Source organism: Candidatus Saccharibacteria bacterium (genome assembly GCA_016699955.1).
In the GTDB taxonomy this organism is placed as follows: Bacteria; Patescibacteriota; Saccharimonadia; order Saccharimonadales; family UBA4665; genus JAGXIT01.
In genome coordinates, this window is the sequence record CP064993.1 from 58,505 (window position 1) to 77,036 (window position 18,532).

The 18,532-nt window shown below is 47.0% G+C and carries 25 protein-coding genes; 5 read left to right on the forward strand and 20 right to left on the reverse strand.

The features are described 5' to 3' along the window. Positions 1-221: 221 nt before the first annotated feature. The gene (locus IPL85_00325) at positions 222-749 is read left to right on the forward strand and encodes a hypothetical protein (GenBank protein ID QQS19898.1); all 528 of its coding nucleotides are present in this window, start codon (positions 222-224) and stop codon (positions 747-749) included. A 42-nt stretch (positions 750-791) separates the two neighbouring features. Here the strand turns inward: IPL85_00325 and IPL85_00330 are convergent, their stop codons facing one another. Further along, the gene (locus IPL85_00330) at positions 792-1,652 is read right to left on the reverse strand and encodes a zinc metallopeptidase (protein ID QQS19899.1); all 861 of its coding nucleotides are present in this window, start codon (positions 1,650-1,652) and stop codon (positions 792-794) included. 73 nt (positions 1,653-1,725) lie between these two features. Between IPL85_00330 and IPL85_00335 the strand changes: the two genes are divergently transcribed. Both IPL85_00335 and IPL85_00340 read left to right on the forward strand, forming a co-directional pair. Then, complete coding sequence (locus IPL85_00335) at positions 1,726-2,316, forward strand: hypothetical protein (protein ID QQS19900.1); 591 nt, start codon at positions 1,726-1,728, stop codon at positions 2,314-2,316. A gap of 48 nt (positions 2,317-2,364) precedes the next feature. Then, a complete protein-coding gene (locus IPL85_00340) occupies positions 2,365-3,351 on the forward strand; it encodes a transposase (protein QQS19901.1) in 987 nt (328 codons plus the stop codon). Positions 3,352-3,476: 125 nt separating this feature from the next. Here the strand turns inward: IPL85_00340 and IPL85_00345 are convergent, their stop codons facing one another. Beyond that, positions 3,477-3,962, reverse strand: a complete 486-nt coding sequence (locus IPL85_00345) for a hypothetical protein (GenBank protein QQS19902.1) — start codon at positions 3,960-3,962, stop codon at positions 3,477-3,479. Positions 3,963-4,032: 70 nt separating this feature from the next. Then, positions 4,033-4,548: a hypothetical protein gene (locus IPL85_00350; GenBank protein QQS19903.1), complete on the reverse strand. Its 516-nt coding sequence runs from the start codon at positions 4,546-4,548 to the stop codon at positions 4,033-4,035. Between the two features lie 142 nt (positions 4,549-4,690). On the opposite strand from IPL85_00350, the gene IPL85_00355 reads away from it, so the two are divergent. Then, positions 4,691-5,320, forward strand: coding sequence for an IS30 family transposase (locus IPL85_00355; GenBank protein QQS19904.1), 630 nt, complete (start codon positions 4,691-4,693; stop codon positions 5,318-5,320). Between the two features lie 399 nt (positions 5,321-5,719). On the opposite strand, the gene IPL85_00360 is transcribed toward IPL85_00355, so the two are convergent. From IPL85_00360 to IPL85_00395, 8 genes are all read right to left on the reverse strand, one after another. Beyond that, positions 5,720-6,301 (reverse strand): metal-dependent hydrolase, encoded by a 582-nt coding sequence (locus IPL85_00360; GenBank protein ID QQS19905.1) that lies wholly within the window; start codon positions 6,299-6,301, stop codon positions 5,720-5,722. Positions 6,302-6,346: 45 nt separating this feature from the next. After that, positions 6,347-8,116 (reverse strand): excinuclease ABC subunit UvrC, encoded by a 1,770-nt coding sequence (locus IPL85_00365; GenBank protein QQS19906.1) that lies wholly within the window; start codon positions 8,114-8,116, stop codon positions 6,347-6,349. Between the two features lie 83 nt (positions 8,117-8,199). Beyond that, the gene (locus tag IPL85_00370) at positions 8,200-8,469 is read right to left on the reverse strand and encodes a hypothetical protein (protein ID QQS19907.1); all 270 of its coding nucleotides are present in this window, start codon (positions 8,467-8,469) and stop codon (positions 8,200-8,202) included. Between the two features lie 21 nt (positions 8,470-8,490). After that, positions 8,491-9,351 (reverse strand): DUF1295 domain-containing protein, encoded by an 861-nt coding sequence (locus tag IPL85_00375; GenBank protein ID QQS19908.1) that lies wholly within the window; start codon positions 9,349-9,351, stop codon positions 8,491-8,493. Continuing rightward, positions 9,351-9,746, reverse strand: coding sequence for a DUF2177 family protein (locus IPL85_00380; GenBank protein QQS19909.1), 396 nt, complete (start codon positions 9,744-9,746; stop codon positions 9,351-9,353). Before IPL85_00380 ends, IPL85_00375 begins: the two co-directional genes overlap by 1 nt. Beyond that, a complete protein-coding gene (locus IPL85_00385) occupies positions 9,747-10,463 on the reverse strand; it encodes a DNA alkylation repair protein (GenBank protein QQS19910.1) in 717 nt (238 codons plus the stop codon). It lies immediately after the preceding gene. Between the two features lie 2 nt (positions 10,464-10,465). Continuing rightward, positions 10,466-10,993 (reverse strand): DUF1697 domain-containing protein, encoded by a 528-nt coding sequence (locus tag IPL85_00390; GenBank protein ID QQS19911.1) that lies wholly within the window; start codon positions 10,991-10,993, stop codon positions 10,466-10,468. 83 nt (positions 10,994-11,076) lie between these two features. Further along, the gene (locus tag IPL85_00395) at positions 11,077-11,418 is read right to left on the reverse strand and encodes a hypothetical protein (protein ID QQS19912.1); all 342 of its coding nucleotides are present in this window, start codon (positions 11,416-11,418) and stop codon (positions 11,077-11,079) included. A 51-nt stretch (positions 11,419-11,469) separates the two neighbouring features. On the opposite strand from IPL85_00395, the gene IPL85_00400 reads away from it, so the two are divergent. Next, the gene (locus IPL85_00400) at positions 11,470-12,177 is read left to right on the forward strand and encodes an IS1595 family transposase (protein ID QQS19913.1); all 708 of its coding nucleotides are present in this window, start codon (positions 11,470-11,472) and stop codon (positions 12,175-12,177) included. On the opposite strand, the gene IPL85_00405 is transcribed toward IPL85_00400, so the two are convergent. The 9 genes from IPL85_00405 to IPL85_00445 form a co-directional block, all read right to left on the reverse strand. Continuing rightward, positions 12,174-13,151, reverse strand: coding sequence for an MFS transporter (locus IPL85_00405; GenBank protein QQS19914.1), 978 nt, complete (start codon positions 13,149-13,151; stop codon positions 12,174-12,176). The two genes, IPL85_00400 and IPL85_00405, sit on opposite strands and share 4 nt — an antisense overlap. 38 nt (positions 13,152-13,189) lie before the next feature. Next, the gene (locus IPL85_00410) at positions 13,190-13,672 is read right to left on the reverse strand and encodes a VOC family protein (GenBank protein ID QQS20414.1); all 483 of its coding nucleotides are present in this window, start codon (positions 13,670-13,672) and stop codon (positions 13,190-13,192) included. A gap of 91 nt (positions 13,673-13,763) precedes the next feature. Beyond that, positions 13,764-14,030, reverse strand: coding sequence for a DUF1905 domain-containing protein (locus IPL85_00415; protein QQS19915.1), 267 nt, complete (start codon positions 14,028-14,030; stop codon positions 13,764-13,766). 3 nt (positions 14,031-14,033) lie between these two features. Then, positions 14,034-14,450, reverse strand: a complete 417-nt coding sequence (locus tag IPL85_00420; GenBank protein QQS19916.1) for a DUF1761 domain-containing protein — start codon at positions 14,448-14,450, stop codon at positions 14,034-14,036. An 88-nt stretch (positions 14,451-14,538) separates the two neighbouring features. Then, positions 14,539-15,096, reverse strand: coding sequence for an NUDIX domain-containing protein (locus IPL85_00425; protein ID QQS19917.1), 558 nt, complete (start codon positions 15,094-15,096; stop codon positions 14,539-14,541). Beyond that, the gene (locus IPL85_00430) at positions 15,097-15,990 is read right to left on the reverse strand and encodes a DMT family transporter (protein QQS19918.1); all 894 of its coding nucleotides are present in this window, start codon (positions 15,988-15,990) and stop codon (positions 15,097-15,099) included. Next, positions 15,987-16,487, reverse strand: a complete 501-nt coding sequence (locus IPL85_00435; protein ID QQS19919.1) for an NUDIX hydrolase — start codon at positions 16,485-16,487, stop codon at positions 15,987-15,989. The genes IPL85_00430 and IPL85_00435 overlap by 4 nt, the downstream gene beginning before the upstream one ends. After that, a complete protein-coding gene (locus IPL85_00440) occupies positions 16,477-17,538 on the reverse strand; it encodes a hypothetical protein (protein QQS19920.1) in 1,062 nt (353 codons plus the stop codon). The genes IPL85_00435 and IPL85_00440 overlap by 11 nt, the downstream gene beginning before the upstream one ends. Then, positions 17,531-18,454, reverse strand: coding sequence for a rhodanese-related sulfurtransferase (locus tag IPL85_00445; GenBank protein ID QQS19921.1), 924 nt, complete (start codon positions 18,452-18,454; stop codon positions 17,531-17,533). Before IPL85_00445 ends, IPL85_00440 begins: the two co-directional genes overlap by 8 nt. Positions 18,455-18,532: the final 78 nt, after the last annotated feature.

Sequence of the window (18,532 nt, forward strand, 5' to 3'; positions counted from 1 at the left end):
CGCCTTGAGTGAGAATAGGTGGAGGATAGGGCGCAAATGGACACGGCGAGTACAGGACGCACCAACCTGCGTTCGGCAATAACAATCCGCCGCCAAGATAATCTTTTGCAATGCATAACTCTTTAAAAATCTGAGTAACCGCTTGGTAGCACTCTGTACGTAATGCGTCGGCTAGATGGTACCGAGCCTAAGCTTATTGTTTATGATAGAATTATCCTGTTATGACTGAACATAAAAATTACGCTGAAGTAAACACAAGCTATACTGTGTTTTTCCTTCTATCTAGTATGGGGTTGGGTTTGTTTTTTGGTAGTCTAATCACGGAGACAAGCTATTCGTCTGCAATTATTATAATTTTATACGTACTACTACTGTATTTCATCTGGGACTTAATCAAACAACTTTACAGCCCCGGGCAGGCCGTGTTTCTGTACGCAACGATATTTATCGTGATGCCCGCTGCGATGAATTTGCTGCTCAATTTTCCTTACGCACGTCTTGGAACGATCGTACTGCTAGGATCATACTTTACTGCAGGAATTCTAGAATTATTATTCGAAATGATTGTTAAAAAGCGTCTGAGTAAAAACTTGTTTGTTAGAATAGTGTCTGTTGATAACAAAATTGATAAAAGCATTATCAAAATTAGTAACGAGCAAGTATACCTAACTGAGTATAGGGGATTTGTTTTCGCTATTTGTTTAACAGCAGCTTACTTTACTATAGCCTACATACTTTTTCACATTTAGCTTCTAACCTACTTTAGGATGCTGTACCAAGTTGACGATGCGTTATTCAAATGTGTTGCAGGCGGCGGCTTTGCCGGTGTCGTAACCTGTGGTAAACCATTTCACCCGCTGTTCGCTGCTGCCATGTGTCCACGTTTCTGGACTGGAGCGACCCTGAATTGTTTCTTGGACATGATCATCACCAACCGCCGCCGCGGCGCTGAGGGCTTCTTTGATTTCCTGGTCGTTTTCAAACACACCCAGCTGCGATATAGACCGAGCCCACACTCCGGCATAACAGTCGGCTTGCAGTTCTAGTTTTACTGAAAGGTCATTTGCCGCACCCGGGTTTTCCTGCTGCTCCGACTGTACCTGTTCCATAGTACCAGTGAGGTTTTGGACGTGGTGGCCGACTTCGTGAGAAATGACATAGGCCTGTGCAACATCGCCGCTACTGCCGCCAAAACGCTGCTGCAGTTCGTCAAAAAATGTCTCGTCCAGGTAAATAGTTTGGTCATACGGACAGTAGTGCGGCCCAACCGTAGAACTTGCTGCGCCGCAGGCTGACTGGGTGAGCTGACGAAACAACACCAGCTTAGGAGCAGTGTATTCTACTCCCTGCACAGCGAAGATATCTTGCCAAATGTCATTGTTTGAACCAAGTACTTTTTTGGTGAATGTTTCATACTGGTCGGCGCCCTGAAACTCGGCCGCCTGTTCGCTGGTCTGCGACGTCTGTTGGTTTGTAGCCTGGCCAAGGATTTGTTCGAGTACACTGCCGTTTTCACCGGTACCGCCGCCCATAAAAGCAAACAGCAGAAATACTACCAGGCCGCCCACGCCAGTTAGCGCAATACCACCTGTGCCTATTCCCCGCCGATCTTCTACGTTGCCGGTACTGCCAATCTTATCCCATAACGCCATAAGCCAAACTCCTTTGTCCGTTCAGTGTACTACGTTTATGTAAACTCTGCATTTTATTATATAATAATGCTTAATGTTGTCTCTTGAAGCAATCCAGCTTGACCCACAATTAAAGCGTGTGCCTAAAAAAGCAATTATCATTGTCGGTAGCGTAACGCTTGCTTTGTATAAAGAACTAGCGGGGATAGAAAAAGCCGATAGATATCTGTCGATAGACGATTTAGATATATGTGTCGACGAGACTGTGTACGATGAGCTTTACCTGAACTCAAAACCAAAAGCGCTTATACGCCCAGGTGATGATAGCTGGGTTCAAAACCGTTATCGCAACGTGGAAACGCTTCGGCGTGAACATAAAGTTGACGGCCTTAAGAGGCTAGTTCAGCTTGATGTTGGTCCAACAGTATTCCGCTGGTCGCACGAGGAAGTGCTGACAGATGCCGTTATGCGGCCAGGTAAGGATGGAAACGACTACAGCATCCTAAATCCTTTACGACAACTTGCCTGGTACGAAGCACTCGGTCGTAAAAAAGACCAAGTTAAGATTGAGATGCTGCGCGATTTAATACTCCCCCGTTTTGCCGACAGAGAAGACCTTACGCTACCAATTCCGCCTGAACTCTCTCATTCACGCATTTCGCACTTTAACCCCCAACCTGCATAATTAGTAGCAGGGCGTTAGCCCTGCAAAACTAAGCAGGATAAAATAAACATGTCTCGATCAAAATGTTCTCGCGATCTGTATTGTGCTTTCTTGGAAGTAACAGCAGATAGATATTCAGCATTGTCACTGAGCGAAGTTGCTCCAGATGGATCGACGCTATCACATGACAGCATCTCTCGTTGGCTTGCAGACGAAAAGGTACAGCCCAAGGATCTGTGGCAGGCTGCTAAGTCTGAGGTAGCCTCTAAACCTGGTATCCTTGTCTTTGACGATGTAGTCATAGACAAAAGTCGTAGTGGTAAGACTGAATTAGTAAACTGGCAGTATGCCGGCTCGAAGCACGACATAACTAAAGGTATTGGTGTAGTTAATGCCTTATGGCAAACCAGTAAAGAAGACTACATGCCGATGGACTACCGTATATGGAATCCGTCGGAAGATGGCAAGACTAAAAACAACCATTTCAGGGATATGCTGACAGCTGTAAAACAGCGTCAACTTACGCCTGAAATGGTTGTTGCCGACAGTTGGTATTCCAGTTTAGATAACCTTAAAGCCACTCGCTCTCATGGCTGGGATTGGGTGATGGGGTTACGTAGTAACCGTTTGGTCAACAAACCACATGTACAGATTAAAACCCTCGAGATACCAGATGAAGGTCTGGTCGTACACCTCAAAGGATACGGATGGATCAAGCTATTCCGGTTCGTGACCAAACACGGTCGCACGGATTACATTGGTACTAGCAAGCTCGATCTATCCAGGAGCCAAGTCAAAGAGTACTTTGAAAGACGTTGGAGCGTCGAAGTGTTGCATCGTGAACTCAAACAAACCTGTGGTTTTACTCGCTGTCTGGCCAACACTGGCCGAGCACAGAGAAACCACATTGGGCTCTCTATGCTCACCTGGATACAAAGACACAAGAGAAGATCTCAGGACAGGCTAAACAATATACAAAACAGCATGTACCAACAAAAGTGGGAGGTCATAAAACCGAGCATCCAGCTAGCGCTGGCTGCTCGTATGCGTGGTTAAGGTGCGAAATGCGTGTCATTTAGCCGAGGAAGTGCTAAATCCTCGTTAATTTTCAGGCGCCTACAACGGAATATATACTCGACTCAGCACGAGGGCGCTGTGATTACCATCTCACCAGAGTTGACTCACTGACTGTATCGTCCACTGGGGCCTTTGTTTACCCACGTTTTATCACCGAAATTGGCGACTATTACATCGGCTAAACCATCGCCTGGAAAATCAATTACAAACGAAGTTACCAGGCGTGTTCTTTCAGCCTCTTCACGAGCATGGGTTTGTTCCGGAGCCGGAAGTTCAGCCCACTCCCTGATTATCGCTAGTAGATTGTCTGCGAACGGTTTCCATCCATCGTGAACATCTAAGGGTTGTGCTCTTGGCTCTTCTTGCCCGGCAGCATCACTATGAGACAAGACGATATTAAGTTGACCACGCTCCAATAATAACGCATAAAAACCAATAATCCTTCGCTGCTGAAGGCCTGAACCCGGAAAGTCATGGGTGCGGTTTTCGGGTAAAGACATTTGTCCAAAAATACGGGCATATCTTTCTGCTAATCTCCTAAGCTTTTCGGCGGGCATTACTCCAGGGGGTAAATCTGATTCTGCGGTCATGATTGCTTCACTGCCTCGCTTACAATATCCGCAGCATACACTTATTACCTACGCTAGGCAGTAATATTCCTTACGCAGCGGCAGCTTTACGGTAGTATTCTTCGGGACGACGTTCGGGGATCGGCGTAGCTAGCTTCTCATATTGTTCTCTGGTTAATACTTGAGGTGCGATGCCCTCAGCCGGTTCCTTGCCAGCCAGTATCCTGCCATACTTTTCGCCAATTCTTTTTTCAGCGCACGCAAGCCCACCAATCATATCTACTGTTTCATTGGACAAACCGCGTTCCCGACTGTCACTTGCCCAGGGTTGTAGTCCTCCACCATCTGGATACCATCTGAACGAACGTACATGCGTAACTGTTGTGCCATTTCCCGCTCCAACGGTGAACAGTGCAGACACAAATTGACCACAATCACTTCGTAATTCACGGTTTAAATAATCAGTCCCCTCTTGCATATTAGGTAAGAGGACCGCTGTCACCGACAAAACAGATCCCCCTAGCCATGGGCTCAGAGCATCGCATAATTCCTGGTGTGATTCAGGATCAAACCGCGCCTGACCATCTACTTCATATATTTGAGCCATTATAACTCCAAACTGTTGTATTGCTGTTTTGCTTTAACCTCCAGGTCCCTTTGAAGTAGGACACTAGCCAGAAAGGCTAGTGCATATGAAACGGTATAGAAAAATCCCTAAAATAAGTCGATCCAAATCTACAATAGTAGCTATGGGTCAAAAGTATGGTCATTTAAGCTACGAAGATCGAGTAAAGATAGAGCATTGGCACAGGGGCGGCAAAAGTATTCGCTACATAGCGAGCGAGTTGGGGCGTAGCCCCAATACTATTAGTTATGAATTGAAGAATCTAGCGGTCTCTGGTGAGTATGTTGCTCGTAAAGCCAGTGTCAAGGCATACCAAAAACGCTACTGGGCGCGTACATCGAGTAATAAGGTAGCAAAAGATAAGACACTGCGCCAATACGTTGACGACAGTCTCGACAAAGGCTGGTCACCTGGTGAGATCGCTGGCAGCAGTGACTGTCCTGTTTCAAAACGGACTATCTACCGCTATGTCACACTCTATTCCCTGCAGCACAAGCTGTACTTTAAGGGTAAGCCGAAACGGAGAAAGGCCATGTACCGACGTGGGCTCATTGGCGAACGTAAATGGATTGAGGAACGGATACTGTGCGACGAAGTTGGTCACTACGAGCTTGACTTCATTGTCAGCCCAACGAGAAGCGGCAGTAAAGCTGTCCTACTGGTGGCCGTCGACACCCTAAGCAAACGAACCCTTATCGAGCTGCTCCCAAACCGAACAAAAAGAGCTCTCACGAGCTCTGAAGCGGATGTTTGACGGCATTGTCGTCAAGACCATACTGACCGACAATGACATCGCCTTCACCTACTGGAAACATTTCGAGCAGCTGCTCGGAGCACCGTTCTTTTCACCCATCCCTACCATAGCTGGGAGAAGGGCTTAGTCGAGAATACGAACAAATGGATACGTCACTTCATACCGAAAAAAACAGACCTGAGCACGGTTACCAAAGAAACCATCGCTACAGTACTAGCGTACTTAACGAACGCCCAAGACAAGTCTTGGGCTACAGAACTGCGAATGAAGTATACTTAGAGAGATTAACAATACAGGTTTAGTGTCCTACTTGGGGGTATCCTGTACGTAAGAGACGTACCTTATATCCATACTGTTTATACACCGATATGTAAAGGGCTTGCTGTAATACATCTCACACTAACGTACAAGGTTACGCTGGATGAGCTCGGCAAGAGTAGCGTAATTGCTGGCGCAAATCCATGTGGTGAGCGCTACAAGAACTGGCAACACGACGAGCATTTCGCCTTTTTTACCGGTCGTAAAACGTAACCGGCGTAACGGCGGAAACCCAAATTTAAATGGTAGCGGAAGGAGCCATGGTACGCCTTCTTTGGTTAGGCTATCCATGATGAGGTGAGACACAACACCGGTCAGAAATGCTACCCAAACAAAGTTGATATCAACGTTTGGCATAATAGGTTGAATGAATTGCAGCAGGAGCATACTGAGTGCAGCAAAAAGCCCCACGCCAAAAAGCGAATGGCAAAAGAAGCGGTGACCACCCACAAGTGCTCCAAAAACTCTGCCAAAATACCTCCCAACTGGTAAATTACGCCAAAGGGGAGCGGTCGGCTGGTCTATGTCTGGGGCAATTCCACCAAGCTGATTGGCAAGTACAGCAGTGAGCCCGGTGGCCACGGTCATTTTTCCGGGAGGCACCGCCAGCACCCACAGCGTCAGTGCGGTCAGCGCGGCAACATCATGTGTTCGTGCGGTCATGCAGCTAGTATATAATATATCGAACTCGGCGTCGTTCTTCCCCGATTACAATTCGTTTGCGCCCGCGCTATCCACAGATTCGCTCCGCTCATTTTTTCTATAAGAACGGAGATACTGACGAAGAATAGTGGCTTTTTTTTCGCCCATGACTCTTTCTAAGTCTTGTTGACGGGCTTGCATGACTCCGCGCACACTTCCAAATGTCCTAAGTAGTTTTTTGCGCGAGGCTGGGCCAATTGTTGGGATGTCGTCGAGCAAACTGGCAGTCTGCTGTTTAACTTTCAAACTTGAGTGGTAACTGACGGCAAAACGATGTGATTCATCGCGAATGCGCTGTAAAAGCTTTACAAGATTTGTGCTGTGCGGCAGATTAACCAAAATGAAATCATCCGTTTCAGTGATGTAGCCTCCGAGTTTGTGCAATATCTCGAGATTAAGAGCAACGTTTGAACCATTCACCGTCTCAATCATTTTTTTATGGGAAGTTGCTCCCCCCATCTCGGGTATAGCTACCCCTTCGCTCGGTGTCGACTCGCCTTCCCCGGCTCGCTGTTCGCTCGCTTTTGCGCTACGCAGGGGTTCGAGCTTAGTTGCGTCCTCGTGCGTATGGGCTCCATGTACTCGACTCTTTTTTATAACTATCTGTTCTTCACGTTTAGCTAGGCCAACCATAGGCATCTGTGCTAAACGCGTCAAGGACGGACCCTGACGCAGCTCTGCGTCAGGGTCCGTCCTTGACGCAGCTTCGTCTCGCGCCCGAATAGCCGCATCTAGTTGGCCTTTACCGCCATCTATGAGGAACAGGTTGGGCCTGCTCCAAGCTTTGATATTTTTTTCACTCAGGCGGCGAGTAATGGTTTCGTGCATGTTATAGAAGTCATTGTTATGTTCACGCCGCGTCTTAAACTTGCGGTACTGCCCTTTGTCGCTGACTCCGTTCGTAAACACAACCATACTTGCAACCACATTTGTGCCTTGCATATGCGAAATATCGTAGCCCTCAATTCTACGAGGGAATGAATCGAGCCCAAGCAAATCAACCAGCTCACCGAGTGCGTGATCCTTTGAGATGTCCATGAACTCCTTATCGCTAAAGATAACTTGCTTGCCAAGGTTACGGAGTGCCGTGATTTGGTTCCTTAGCTTCGCCGCTAGCTCGAAGTTTTGCGATTTGCTCGCTGTCTTCATTTCTTTTTCCACCTGCATAATAATGCGGTCCCGTTTGCCTTCTATAACTGCAATCAATTTGCGCAAATTGGCTCGGTAGTCCGCCATGTTGGTCTTGCCTTCCTCGAGTCCCGGGTCAAGCCCAAGGTGGTAGTATAAACTGACGCGTTTTTGCCCAGCAGGTTTGGTGTATGCAAAGGGAAAGATGCGCCGTAGCAGTTTGAGTGCTTGACGTACACTATTGGTGCTAAAGTATGGCCCAAAGTAACGCGCACCGTCATCCAGCGGCCGCCTCGTTGTGCTCACGGTGGGATAATCACTATCATAGTCAATGCGGATGTAGCTCATCGCCTTATCATCGCGCAGCAGTATGTTGTAGCGCGGCATGTAACGCCGAATCATCTCTGCTTCAAGAAAAAGCGCTTCAAGCTCGCTCTCTACTTCCATCCAATCGGTGTCGACTATCTCTGCAACAAGTGCCTCAGTTTTTGGGTCACGGTTGCGACTAGCTTGAAAATACTGCCGTACGCGGTTACGCAATACCGCCGCCTTACCAACATATATAATTTCACCCGTAGCAGACTTGTGAAAATACACCCCCGGAGTTTTAGGCAGAGATTTCAGCTTAAGTTCAAGTTGATCGCTCACTTTCCTAGTATACCCCGTAAAACTAAAGATCGCCTTGCTATGGCCTTACCCCACTACCAAGCCATGGACATTGGCCATTGTACTTAAGACGGTTGTTCGTAGTTATCTAGTCCTTGTGCTGCTGACACGTAGTCAGTGTTCCCAATGTCTAGACAGAGAGGTCCCCCAGGTTCAAAAGATGCAGGATCAGCCGCAAGTTTTTCTATCCTAAGCTTATATTCATCAGTCGGCCGCATCCACGCAGCAATAGCAATACTGATAACCCTAAGGTACTTAGTCCAACCTTTAACTACCCTTTGGGGTTCACCTAGCTCGTGGCTGACTTTGCTTTCTTCCGAATGTTCAGAAGACATATGTATTATTATAGAATACTGTTAATGTTTACGCAATGGCAACAGAACTCGGGTAGTTTTGACATACCCATGCCAACCCTCACGTTTTCGGAGGCGGGTTTCTTTGGGAGGAATGCCGGAAATATAGACAATGAGGTAGGTAATAACCGCTGCACCGCCAGTGCCTACCCAGCCATGAGGCGTACCGAGTGACATAATGGCAATGCCCCACCACACGGTCAATTCCCCAAAGTAATTTGGGTAGCGGGCGTATTTCCATAGCCCATTTGTCATGAGCTTACCCTTGTTTGCCGGTTGCGCCACAAAAAAAGCCAGCTGCCTATCAGCCACCACTTCGCACACAAAGCCAACTGCCCATACCCCAGCCCCTACAAATGCCCACCAAGTCCACGAAACTCCGTTGCTTATGTTTATATGTATTGCTGGGATACTTACAAATAGTGCTAGTAGCGACTGCACAACATAAATGCGCAGATAGGCGTTTACGGCAACACTACCTTTCCATTTATGCATAAGCTGCACATAGCGCTCATCTGTTGTGGAAGAATGCAAGAATCGCCGGCCTATGTGCCAGGCGAGGCGAAGCCCCCACACAATAATTAGTGCCGTAACAACCGTCTGCGGATTAAACCCGACACTACTACCGCCAATTCCATACGCCGTAACGGCGATGGCTATTATACTCAAGCCCCACGCAGTGTCGACAAGATCGAAACGTTGCCGCGCAAGCGCCGCAGCATACACCAGGGTCAGGAATAGGAGGCTAACTAACCAGCAAACAGCCACACGCGCCAAAACTTCACCGAACATGTCGTTTTGTAAAAGCACGGTCACGGCTGCGGCCACATACACCACAAAAAAGAACTCAAAAGCGCGTTTCATTACCTGTTTAGTATAGCGTACGTCACGCCCGCGACCGTGGCGGTGAGCAGCGCACCCCACAGCAAATCAACAACTACGACTTTTGTGGTAAAGCCCTTAATAGTCGCGAGGTTTGTAAGATCATAAGTAGCATACGCCACAAAGCCAAAGAGCGCGCCGCGCGTCAGCGCGTGAGTCAGTGAACCTTTTTCAAGTGCCGGGGAAATTACAAAAGTCACCACGCCGACAACGTAAATGATGTAGAACAGGACTGCGGCAGTCATGTTTGGCTTATCGAGTAGTAACTTACCTATCTGTGAGCGGTAAAACGTTTTTGCTACCGTCCCAAGCCATATATAGTCCAGCACCCCCATGACCCCACTTGCTACCAGTAGCTGTATGAATATGTTTGGCATTTAATCCTCCTTCACTTGCTTCATATTAAGATACCCTTTGCGCTCATCTTCCGGCAAATGTTCAATGGCGTAACGAAGGGTGGTGCGGGGCATGGTGGGGGCATGACGACTCAGGAAAGTACGTAGGAGTTGTTCATCGCAGCGTTTGCCAACCTCGCGCAGCGTCCACCCGACGGCTTTGTGCATTAGGTCATGTTTATCACCCAGCAGTAACTCGGCCAGGGCTAGTGATGTTGATGCATCGCCCTTAGCAATATAGGCGAAAGTACTGATGATACTAGCGCGGCGTTCCCAGAGACTTTCGCTCTTAGCTAGTTCGTATAGTTTGCTGCGATTTTCGCGCAGATGTTCACCCACAATATGTCGACACGACACGTCCACAAGATCCCAGTTGTTGATATGGCCGTTTCCAAGTTCTGCTAGGTACAGCTCGTAGATTGCTTGTTTGTCGTCTGCTTTTGGGTACTGCAGCGTCAAAATAATCACCCCCGCCATGCGATGTTCATGCACGGGGCTTTCGAGAAGCTGTTGCACTTCTTTGAGAGGGAGGTTGCGAAACTTTTTACAGACTTTGCGAATGTTTGGTACCCGTACGCCAATAAACTGATCCCCTTCGCCGTATTCACCCGGCCCAGTCTTAAAAAACCACTGCAAATTTACTGCGTCCGCACCGCTGGCATAGTCCTGGAGCGAAGATACTACATCAGCAGCAATCATGTTTATGATTGTACCAATTCGGCAAGTTTTCGGGCTGTGTTAACGTTACGAATGCTCATTTGTTGGTAGAGCGGAGTGCCGACCACCTTTGGCAGGCTGCCACGTGACTGGTGCTTACGCTCGATATTCCAAAGAAGCGCTCCCGGTACATACAGCCCCGTTTCTATGTCTGAATTACAACCGACTTTCATCACAATTGAGGCGTCGTCAGCTGCCGGGAACAGAAAAGCAACATCTGATTTTTGGTCGTCGTCATTACGCCAGCTTTCGGGTATAGATTCGGCGACACGACATACAGTATTTGCGTCCAGCACCAGCACTGGCACTGCGAAGCCAAATTCCACTTCGATTGCCTTCTCTACCTCTGTAGCATTTAACTTGGTTGCTTTTTTACAAACTGCATTACCGGAGTTTAAGTATGTTTGCACATCGGTACAACCAAGACTCTCGAGTATTGCTTTGAGGCGTGACATTTCCACTCGGGTGTTTCCGCCCACGTTGACGCCTCTTAGTAGAACAACATATGTCATATGTACATTGTAGTACAAATACCAAAAAAGAGGCTAACATCGCCGAAATACAAACAGATAGCTTCCTACGAGTTCGGGTGAATTTAAGAATCTGCGTAGGCTTTTGACAAATTCGTGTACGCCTTGGTGCGGAAGGCGAAGAGAACGGCAATGAGCATAACGAGGCTTGCCAGAATAAATACAAGCGCAATACCGCGTGCCTCGCCGTCACCGACCAACCAACCAAATGCAATTTTCCCGGCGTCACTGTTCATGTACGGAATAAGTCCAAATTGAGCAATGGGTGCAATAATGAACGCGGTTATTGGCGAGCTAGCGGACTCTATCGCCTGAGCCAAACCAAAAACCCTGCCCTGGCGCTTAAACGGGACAACTCGCTGAATAATAGTCTGCTCGGCCGCTTCGATAACCGGAAAAATACTCATATATAGAAAGGCTCTTGCCCAGCAAAAATCTAGCGTAAACTAGATTTAGACATGAAATTACAGATACCATACGGTAAAATAAGCGGTTATAAAGTTGGAAAAATCCTGAAACACTTTGTAGTTGACGTAGAGGCTAGTAAAACAGCAGATCTTCTGGGGCTCAATCGTAAGACAGTTGACGAGTATTACAACCTTTTTCGTAAGCTCATATACATTGAGCAGAAACAGGCTTTTACGCGACTCACTGGCGTTATTGAGCTGGATGAAAGTTACTTTGGGGCAAGACGTATACGAGGCCTACATATCAAGCTAAAACGCGGTAGAGGTACTCGCAAGCAACCAGTCTTTGGCATATACCAACGTGACGGACGTGTCTATACCGAAATAGTACCAAACTGTTCTGGTGCTACCTTACAGACAATCATTGAGCATACTGTATCTTTAAATGCCGAGATTAACTCTGATGGTTGGCGAGGATATGATGGCTTGGTAGATGTAGGTTATGACAAGCACTATCGCGTCAACCATGGCAATAATGAGTTTTCAGATTTCAAGGGGCATCACGTCAATGGTATTGAAAACTTCTGGAGTTTTACAAAACGACGAATACAGCGTAAAAACGGTATTCGAAAGACGTATTTCGAGTTATTCCTCAAAGAATGCGAGTGGCGTTATAATAGAAGTGATGAACGAATGGAACAAGAGCTTAAAAAGCTTCTTAGCCACTACAACATTAAACGAAAGAAAGGGCTTGTTTAGCTAGGACTGCTGGGCAAGAGCCATAGAAAAATACCAACCGCATAAAGCAACCACCACTCGCGAATGACAAACACCAGGCCGACGGTTGCAACGCCCACGTTCGCGAGCAGCATAGAGCGGAGTGGGTTTTTACCCAAACCCTTTTTGGCGACAATTAGCCCGCCAATGACAAAACCTGTTGTTGTCACGCCAAGCACAATACCCCACCACTCCACCGAGAACAGTGTCAACCCATATGGATCCATAAGCGCCATAAATGCTCCGCCAACTAAGTTATTGAATGTGGTAAAAGCGATCAGCCAGCCTAGCCCAGGTACGGAGCGAATGGCGGCAATGCTGCCCGAAATATCTATGCGTTTCTGGGCGATTTCTGGGTCGTGGTGAATAGTTTTCTCTGGTATAGCAACCAGCCCCAGATGCCCCAGGGAAATTGCCGTCAGCGCGATAGCAATGCAAAGTGTCCAACCCATTCCAAGCAACCCTATCGAAAGACCCGAGAAAACACTTGTCACCATAAACGCCACCCCTTGCACTGTACCGACCATGCCGTTTGCTTTATCTCGCTCACTTTTTGGCACCAGGAGTGTTACGGTTGTGCTGAGTGCTATATTACGCATGTTTTCTACGACACTACCAAATAGTACCAGCCCTGCCAGTAAGTAGAACGGATAGGCACTGACGTCTGTAAGCTGAGCTTCAGAGTGTAGCAAAAACCCGACTCCCGCCAGCGCATAAAATACTAGGGTAATACTACTTGAAAGCAACATGACTGTTTTCTTTTTATGCTGGTCGACGATAGCCCCAAAAAATAAGCTCATCACGGCAACTAGGAGCATGTATGAGCCGCCGATGATACCCGTGGCGAGCACAGATTTGGTTTCAAGATACACCCAAAAAGTCAGTGCAAACCAAAGGTAGCTCGTCGTTACATTGGCTATCAGTGTGTTTAAGAGTACCCTGCGAAAATTTTGCATATCAGAAAACAGTGTACACGCTTATACGCTGTATCTCACTACTGAGCTGTTTCTAACTCTGAGATTATAATTTTTTTCATTTCCATCATGCGCTGCCAGGCTACTTGATTGTAAGTACCATCTGATTTACTCATTATAGTGTCCATGTTTTGAGGCACAATTTGCCAGCTCAAGCCGTAGCTATCCTTGCACCAGCCACATTGCTCACTTTCTGGGACATGCGAAAGTTTTGACCAAAAATAGTCAATTTCTGCTTGGTCTGCGCAAGCAACCGAAAACGAAACAGCCTCGGTAAAATTAAACTCGGGGCCAGCGTTGATTGCAACAAAAGTCTGCCCTGCCAACTCAAATGTAATAGTAAGCTCCTTGCCTGCAAGAGCCTGCTGGAAATCAAGCAAACCCTCAGAGGGGTAGTAAGTTGTTGCCGTAATTGTACTGCCCTCAAACACCGAAACGTAAAAGTCCACCGCTTGTTTTGCATTGCCGTCAAACCACAGGTTCGGTGTAATTTTTTGAATTATTGCCATACTACGCCTCCACCGGCTTTAAGTTCGCTTCTTTGTCATCTACAAGCACTTCAAAATCTATGGTTTCCTTTGTCATATGCCTACCTTATAACCTTTCCGTAATTTGTACTTCAACGCTATCGCCTTCCTTTTTGCGAATTTGTCTCAATATTGCGGCCGTTATGGGCAACTTGTGCGTACCGTCGCCCATGGCCATAAATGAGCTTATAAATGGTTCCCCGTCAAACTTTCCCTTCACTTTTACTATGCCCTTCGTGCCAAAAAACTTTACTGAGGCGGGCCAAGCCACATACGTCCAGCCGCCCTTTGCTGGAGACTTGTGTACCTGCGACAAAAATACTATTCGCTTCATACACTAGGCAAAAAGACTAAAAATCCAAGCCGCAACCATCAAGCAAACTAGTGAACCACCTGCCATGATTGCAATTCGGCGCTGAATCCACCGTGCGTGGACGCCGCCAAAGATAACTGCGGAAACTTGTGTCGGAACTACAAAACCAACCCATAGCCAAAGAGCGATCACAAACTCTGATGAGTCTGGATTATCAGCGATGAAAAGTGCTAGCACATAACTAGTCATTAGCGTCACAAAAAGCTGCAGGCCATAATAGGGACCCATTTTTGACTGCATTTCTTTTTGGTCTTTTTTCGACAGTTTATCGAACCCAAACATTTCACCCCACTGCTTACCAAACACAAACGTGTACCACGCTGCGCCGACAATGAATTGCGCCATCGACGCCAGAGCAACTACACCAAGATTAATTGACATTCTAACATCCTCCTTTTAACTTCATTGTAGCGCACACGTGAACGTCGGAATGTACGAAATCTTACACACTCGCTCGCTATGTCCACGCTTACGGCGATACCAGCGGATGCTCGAGCAAATACTCTCCCGCAGGAACTGAAAACCAGCTCGTGACATAATCTTCCAGAACAAGCCGATAGTTTTCTATGACATCTAGGACAATTTCATGGCGATCCTTGGCGGCCTCAAGTTCGGCAAGGCTATACCAGCGTAAATCTTCCGATTCTGAGTCATGCGGATTTGCAGCTGGCACTGCCGCAGCGATGAACGCAAACCCAACATCTGTATGGTAGTGTAGACTGGAAAACAAGTGCGTCATAAGCATCGCTGGAACTGGATGTACGACATTTTTGTCCGAATGAAAAACACGTTTTTTTGGCTGCAAAACCGCAAGCTCGTCTAAACTGTACCCCGCTTCTTCCCGAAGCTCATGTTCAATTGCCTGCCACGGCGTCTCAGTCAGCTCAACATGTCCGCCAACCTGCAGCAGCTTATGAAGTTTGTTATGCATATGCACCAAACATTTCCATTCACCCGCTTCCTTACGTACAATGTAGGCGCTTACCGTCAAATCATGTTGCCCTGGCTCTGTGTGAATATGCGGCATTTATGTAGCCCGACCCTTCCAAGCAATAAAGTATATGCTCGTGAGCACAACAACCGACCCAACGAGCTTTTCCCAGGAATAGCCTTCGCCGAGCAAAAGCACACCTGCTAGCGCGGTCGTAACTACCTGGCCATTGTTAAGCACAACTGCGTGGTTTGCATTTATAAGATGTACAGAGGCGGCAAACGTTTTCATTGTTAGCCAATACAACATTCCGGCTACGAGTACCCACGGCCACAAGCGGCCAATAACCTCAAAACTTCTTACTGCAAATAAACTCGCAATGAGCGCATATCCCGCTGCTAAAACTAGCCGTATATTTGGCACAATCAGCGAACCATGCTTACGCATAACTTTCCGGCTAAGCACATTGCCAAACCCAAAGATTATTTCCGACGACAGAATAATAGCGTCTCCCTTGTTCAGATGTAGCTTGTGCAGTCCGACTATGCCAATATACATACCGACAAATAGCACCAGCAGCCATAAGCGTTGCCTTGACGTAATATGCTCACGCAGCATAATTGCCGAGAAAAATATGGTTGTCAATATTGTCGCCGTGCCAATCAGTGAAGCATTGATAGAAGATGTATATCGCTGCCCAAATACAAGCAGGCCGACCGCTACAAAACTAGCGAGCGAAAGCACAACAAACTTACCGGCGTCCTTACGAAGGCGTTCGTACATAACCTTATTCATGTGGCGCCGTAGTGATGCAGCCCCAAATAGTCCGCCTGCCAGCGCAAACAAGAGGGAGTATTCTAACGCACCAATGTCGTAGGTGTTATATACGTGCTTATTCACTACCAAATACGCAGTCAGAAACAATGCTGAAGCAATCCCCGCTAACACTCCCTTCATCCCGTCTGAGAGCCCGTGCCATTTCTGCTTCACATTTCTGCCTTTAGCTGGGCAAAACCTTTGCGGATGGCCACCATTTCTGGGTCAGTTTCATCCTTTGAGCCAGCATAGGTCATGCTCAGCTCTTCAAGCGCAAACCAACCATAGGCACTGTGGTCTTCTGGCTTGGGACGGATATTTTCGAGAGGGTCGGCAAACTGCGCAAAGTAAATAATTTCTATAGCATGCGCCTTTTTTACCTCATTTATATAGGTAAACACGTCGAGCAAATCGCCAATTCTTACGCACATCCCAAATTCTTCCATAACCTCTCGTGCCACCGCAATCTTCAAATCTTCCCCGTAGTCAATGTGTCCGCCGGGCAGCTCCCACACGCCAGGCAAAAACTTTTTACTGTCCGCACGTTTAGCCAAAAACACCTTCGTCACCCCATCGATTTCATGAGTAATAAACGCGCAGGCAGTAAACACTTGCTGCCCTTCGGCCAGCGTCTCGCTATCATGCTGTACGGTGTTGGATTTATGAAACATGCGACCTACTACTCTTATAAAGACGAGACCACAAACGAACAAAATAAAACAGTGCTGGCAATGTCGCAATACCAACCCATGCTATGCTTGTCGCGCTCATTATTGAGGGGTTTTTATACTGTAAGTAGAATAATATTGTCAGATATACTATTGTGGCTATGGTCTCTTTGGGTCGCATCTGGTAGTTCGAAAACCGCTGGACTACAATGTTACGTTGCGGAGCGAATTTTTTTGAACGGCCCCAAAACAACCACAAACCAAGTAGGATAGCGCTACTTGCGATATACATTGTTGCGCTACCAAACAAAAGAAATTGCGCAAAGTATGTAAAACCATCTTGCATTGAAATAGAATCAGGACGATATAGATCTAGCAAGTGTTTGATATACCTTATGGCAAAGATTAGCGCAACGAATACACTCCACAAACTCAATCCTATTCTTAGCCAACGCGGCAATCTGCGCATAATAAACGAACTGGTTAATGAAACAAGGACAATGATACTAGAGATACTGAGCCCAACCCACATAAACGAATTGGCCTGCCCGTCTATTATCGACATAGCAAGAATGTACACTACGCCCATCGACTGAGCCAAAACCAATCCTTCAGAAATTCTAGAAACAAATGTTGTTGTTTTGAGCGCCAAACTAACTACCACAGTGACTAGTACGAATCCGGCTACAAATGAAACTGGCCACCAGCGAAGCAGGAACTCGCTTGCGCCCGAACTATCGGGATTAGTCAACAGTGTATACACTCCAGTGAGAGCCGTGAAAAATGCCGAGCATATGAGCCACAATGTCAGGGTAATATCACGACTTTGACGGAAAAATTCGACCGCACTCCCAAGAAACACGGGAAGAACAACCAAAAACAAGGCTTGCCGATTTGTCTCGGTATCGAACATTGCCGTTAGAGCAAAGCACAGGAGTAATACCCAAAGCACGATATTGCGAAATAATAAAAACTTGTCATGTCTACCTGATTGCCTATAGCCCTTCTGCGATTCTTTGTCAGTGCCGGTTGTGCTAAGCCGTTGATTATTCATGATTTGTGGCAGTGGCTTGGGTAGATTTTTCAGGCGCACCGTTAAGACACTTGGCTGCGTGATATAGCTTGTCTGGGTCAGCTGCACAGGGGTCACAAATGAGAACGAGTTCGTTGCAAGCCTGGTTGGCGCAGTTTTCGTAGTTACTTGTTGCTCGGCCACAATGAATACACTCGCCAATCACTTTGCTGTGGTCGCTGAAGTTCATGCCCATGCGCCCATCAAAGACATAGAGTTGCCCTTCCCACAAACCATCATCACCGTACGCTTCACCGTACTTCACAATGCCTCCATCTATTTGGTAAACGTCCTTAAAGCCGCGCTGTTTCATCATGGCGCTCAAAAGTTCACAGCGCACACCGCCCGTGCAGTATGAAATGACTTTTTTACTTTTTAGCTCGTCGTACTTACCGCTTTCGAGTTCGCGCTTGAAATCACGTGAAGTTCGAGTGTCTGGTACAACGGCATTTTTAAATCGTCCAACTTTTGCTTCGTACTGATTACGCCCATCGAAAAATACAACGTCGTCACCATACTTCTCGACCATTTCGTTTACCTGCTCAGGCTTCAGGTGCTGCCCCGTGCCGACAACGCCCTTTTCGTCGACTTTCACTTCATCCCATGTTTCAAACGCCACCAGTTCCTTTTTGACCTTCACGCTCATACGCGGAAAGTTTTTGCGCCCACCATCACTCCATTTCCATAGTATGTCTTTAAAGCCTGGAAACTCTTTGGTCTTTTTTACATACGTTTTAAGGTCTTCCAAATCACCCCCCACCGTGCCATTGATACCCTGCGCGCTCACCAATATCCGACCGTGCAGATTGAGCGAATCGCATAACGTCTTCTGCCAGAACTTGAGCATTTCTGGGTCTTTCACCGGAGTAAATTTGTAGTACAAGAGAATTTTTTGCATAAAGATAGTATATCCCACCTCTGAGTTCTAGGACAGTCTTCGCTCACTGCAACTTAAAAAGGTTTAATGGTTGTGGTA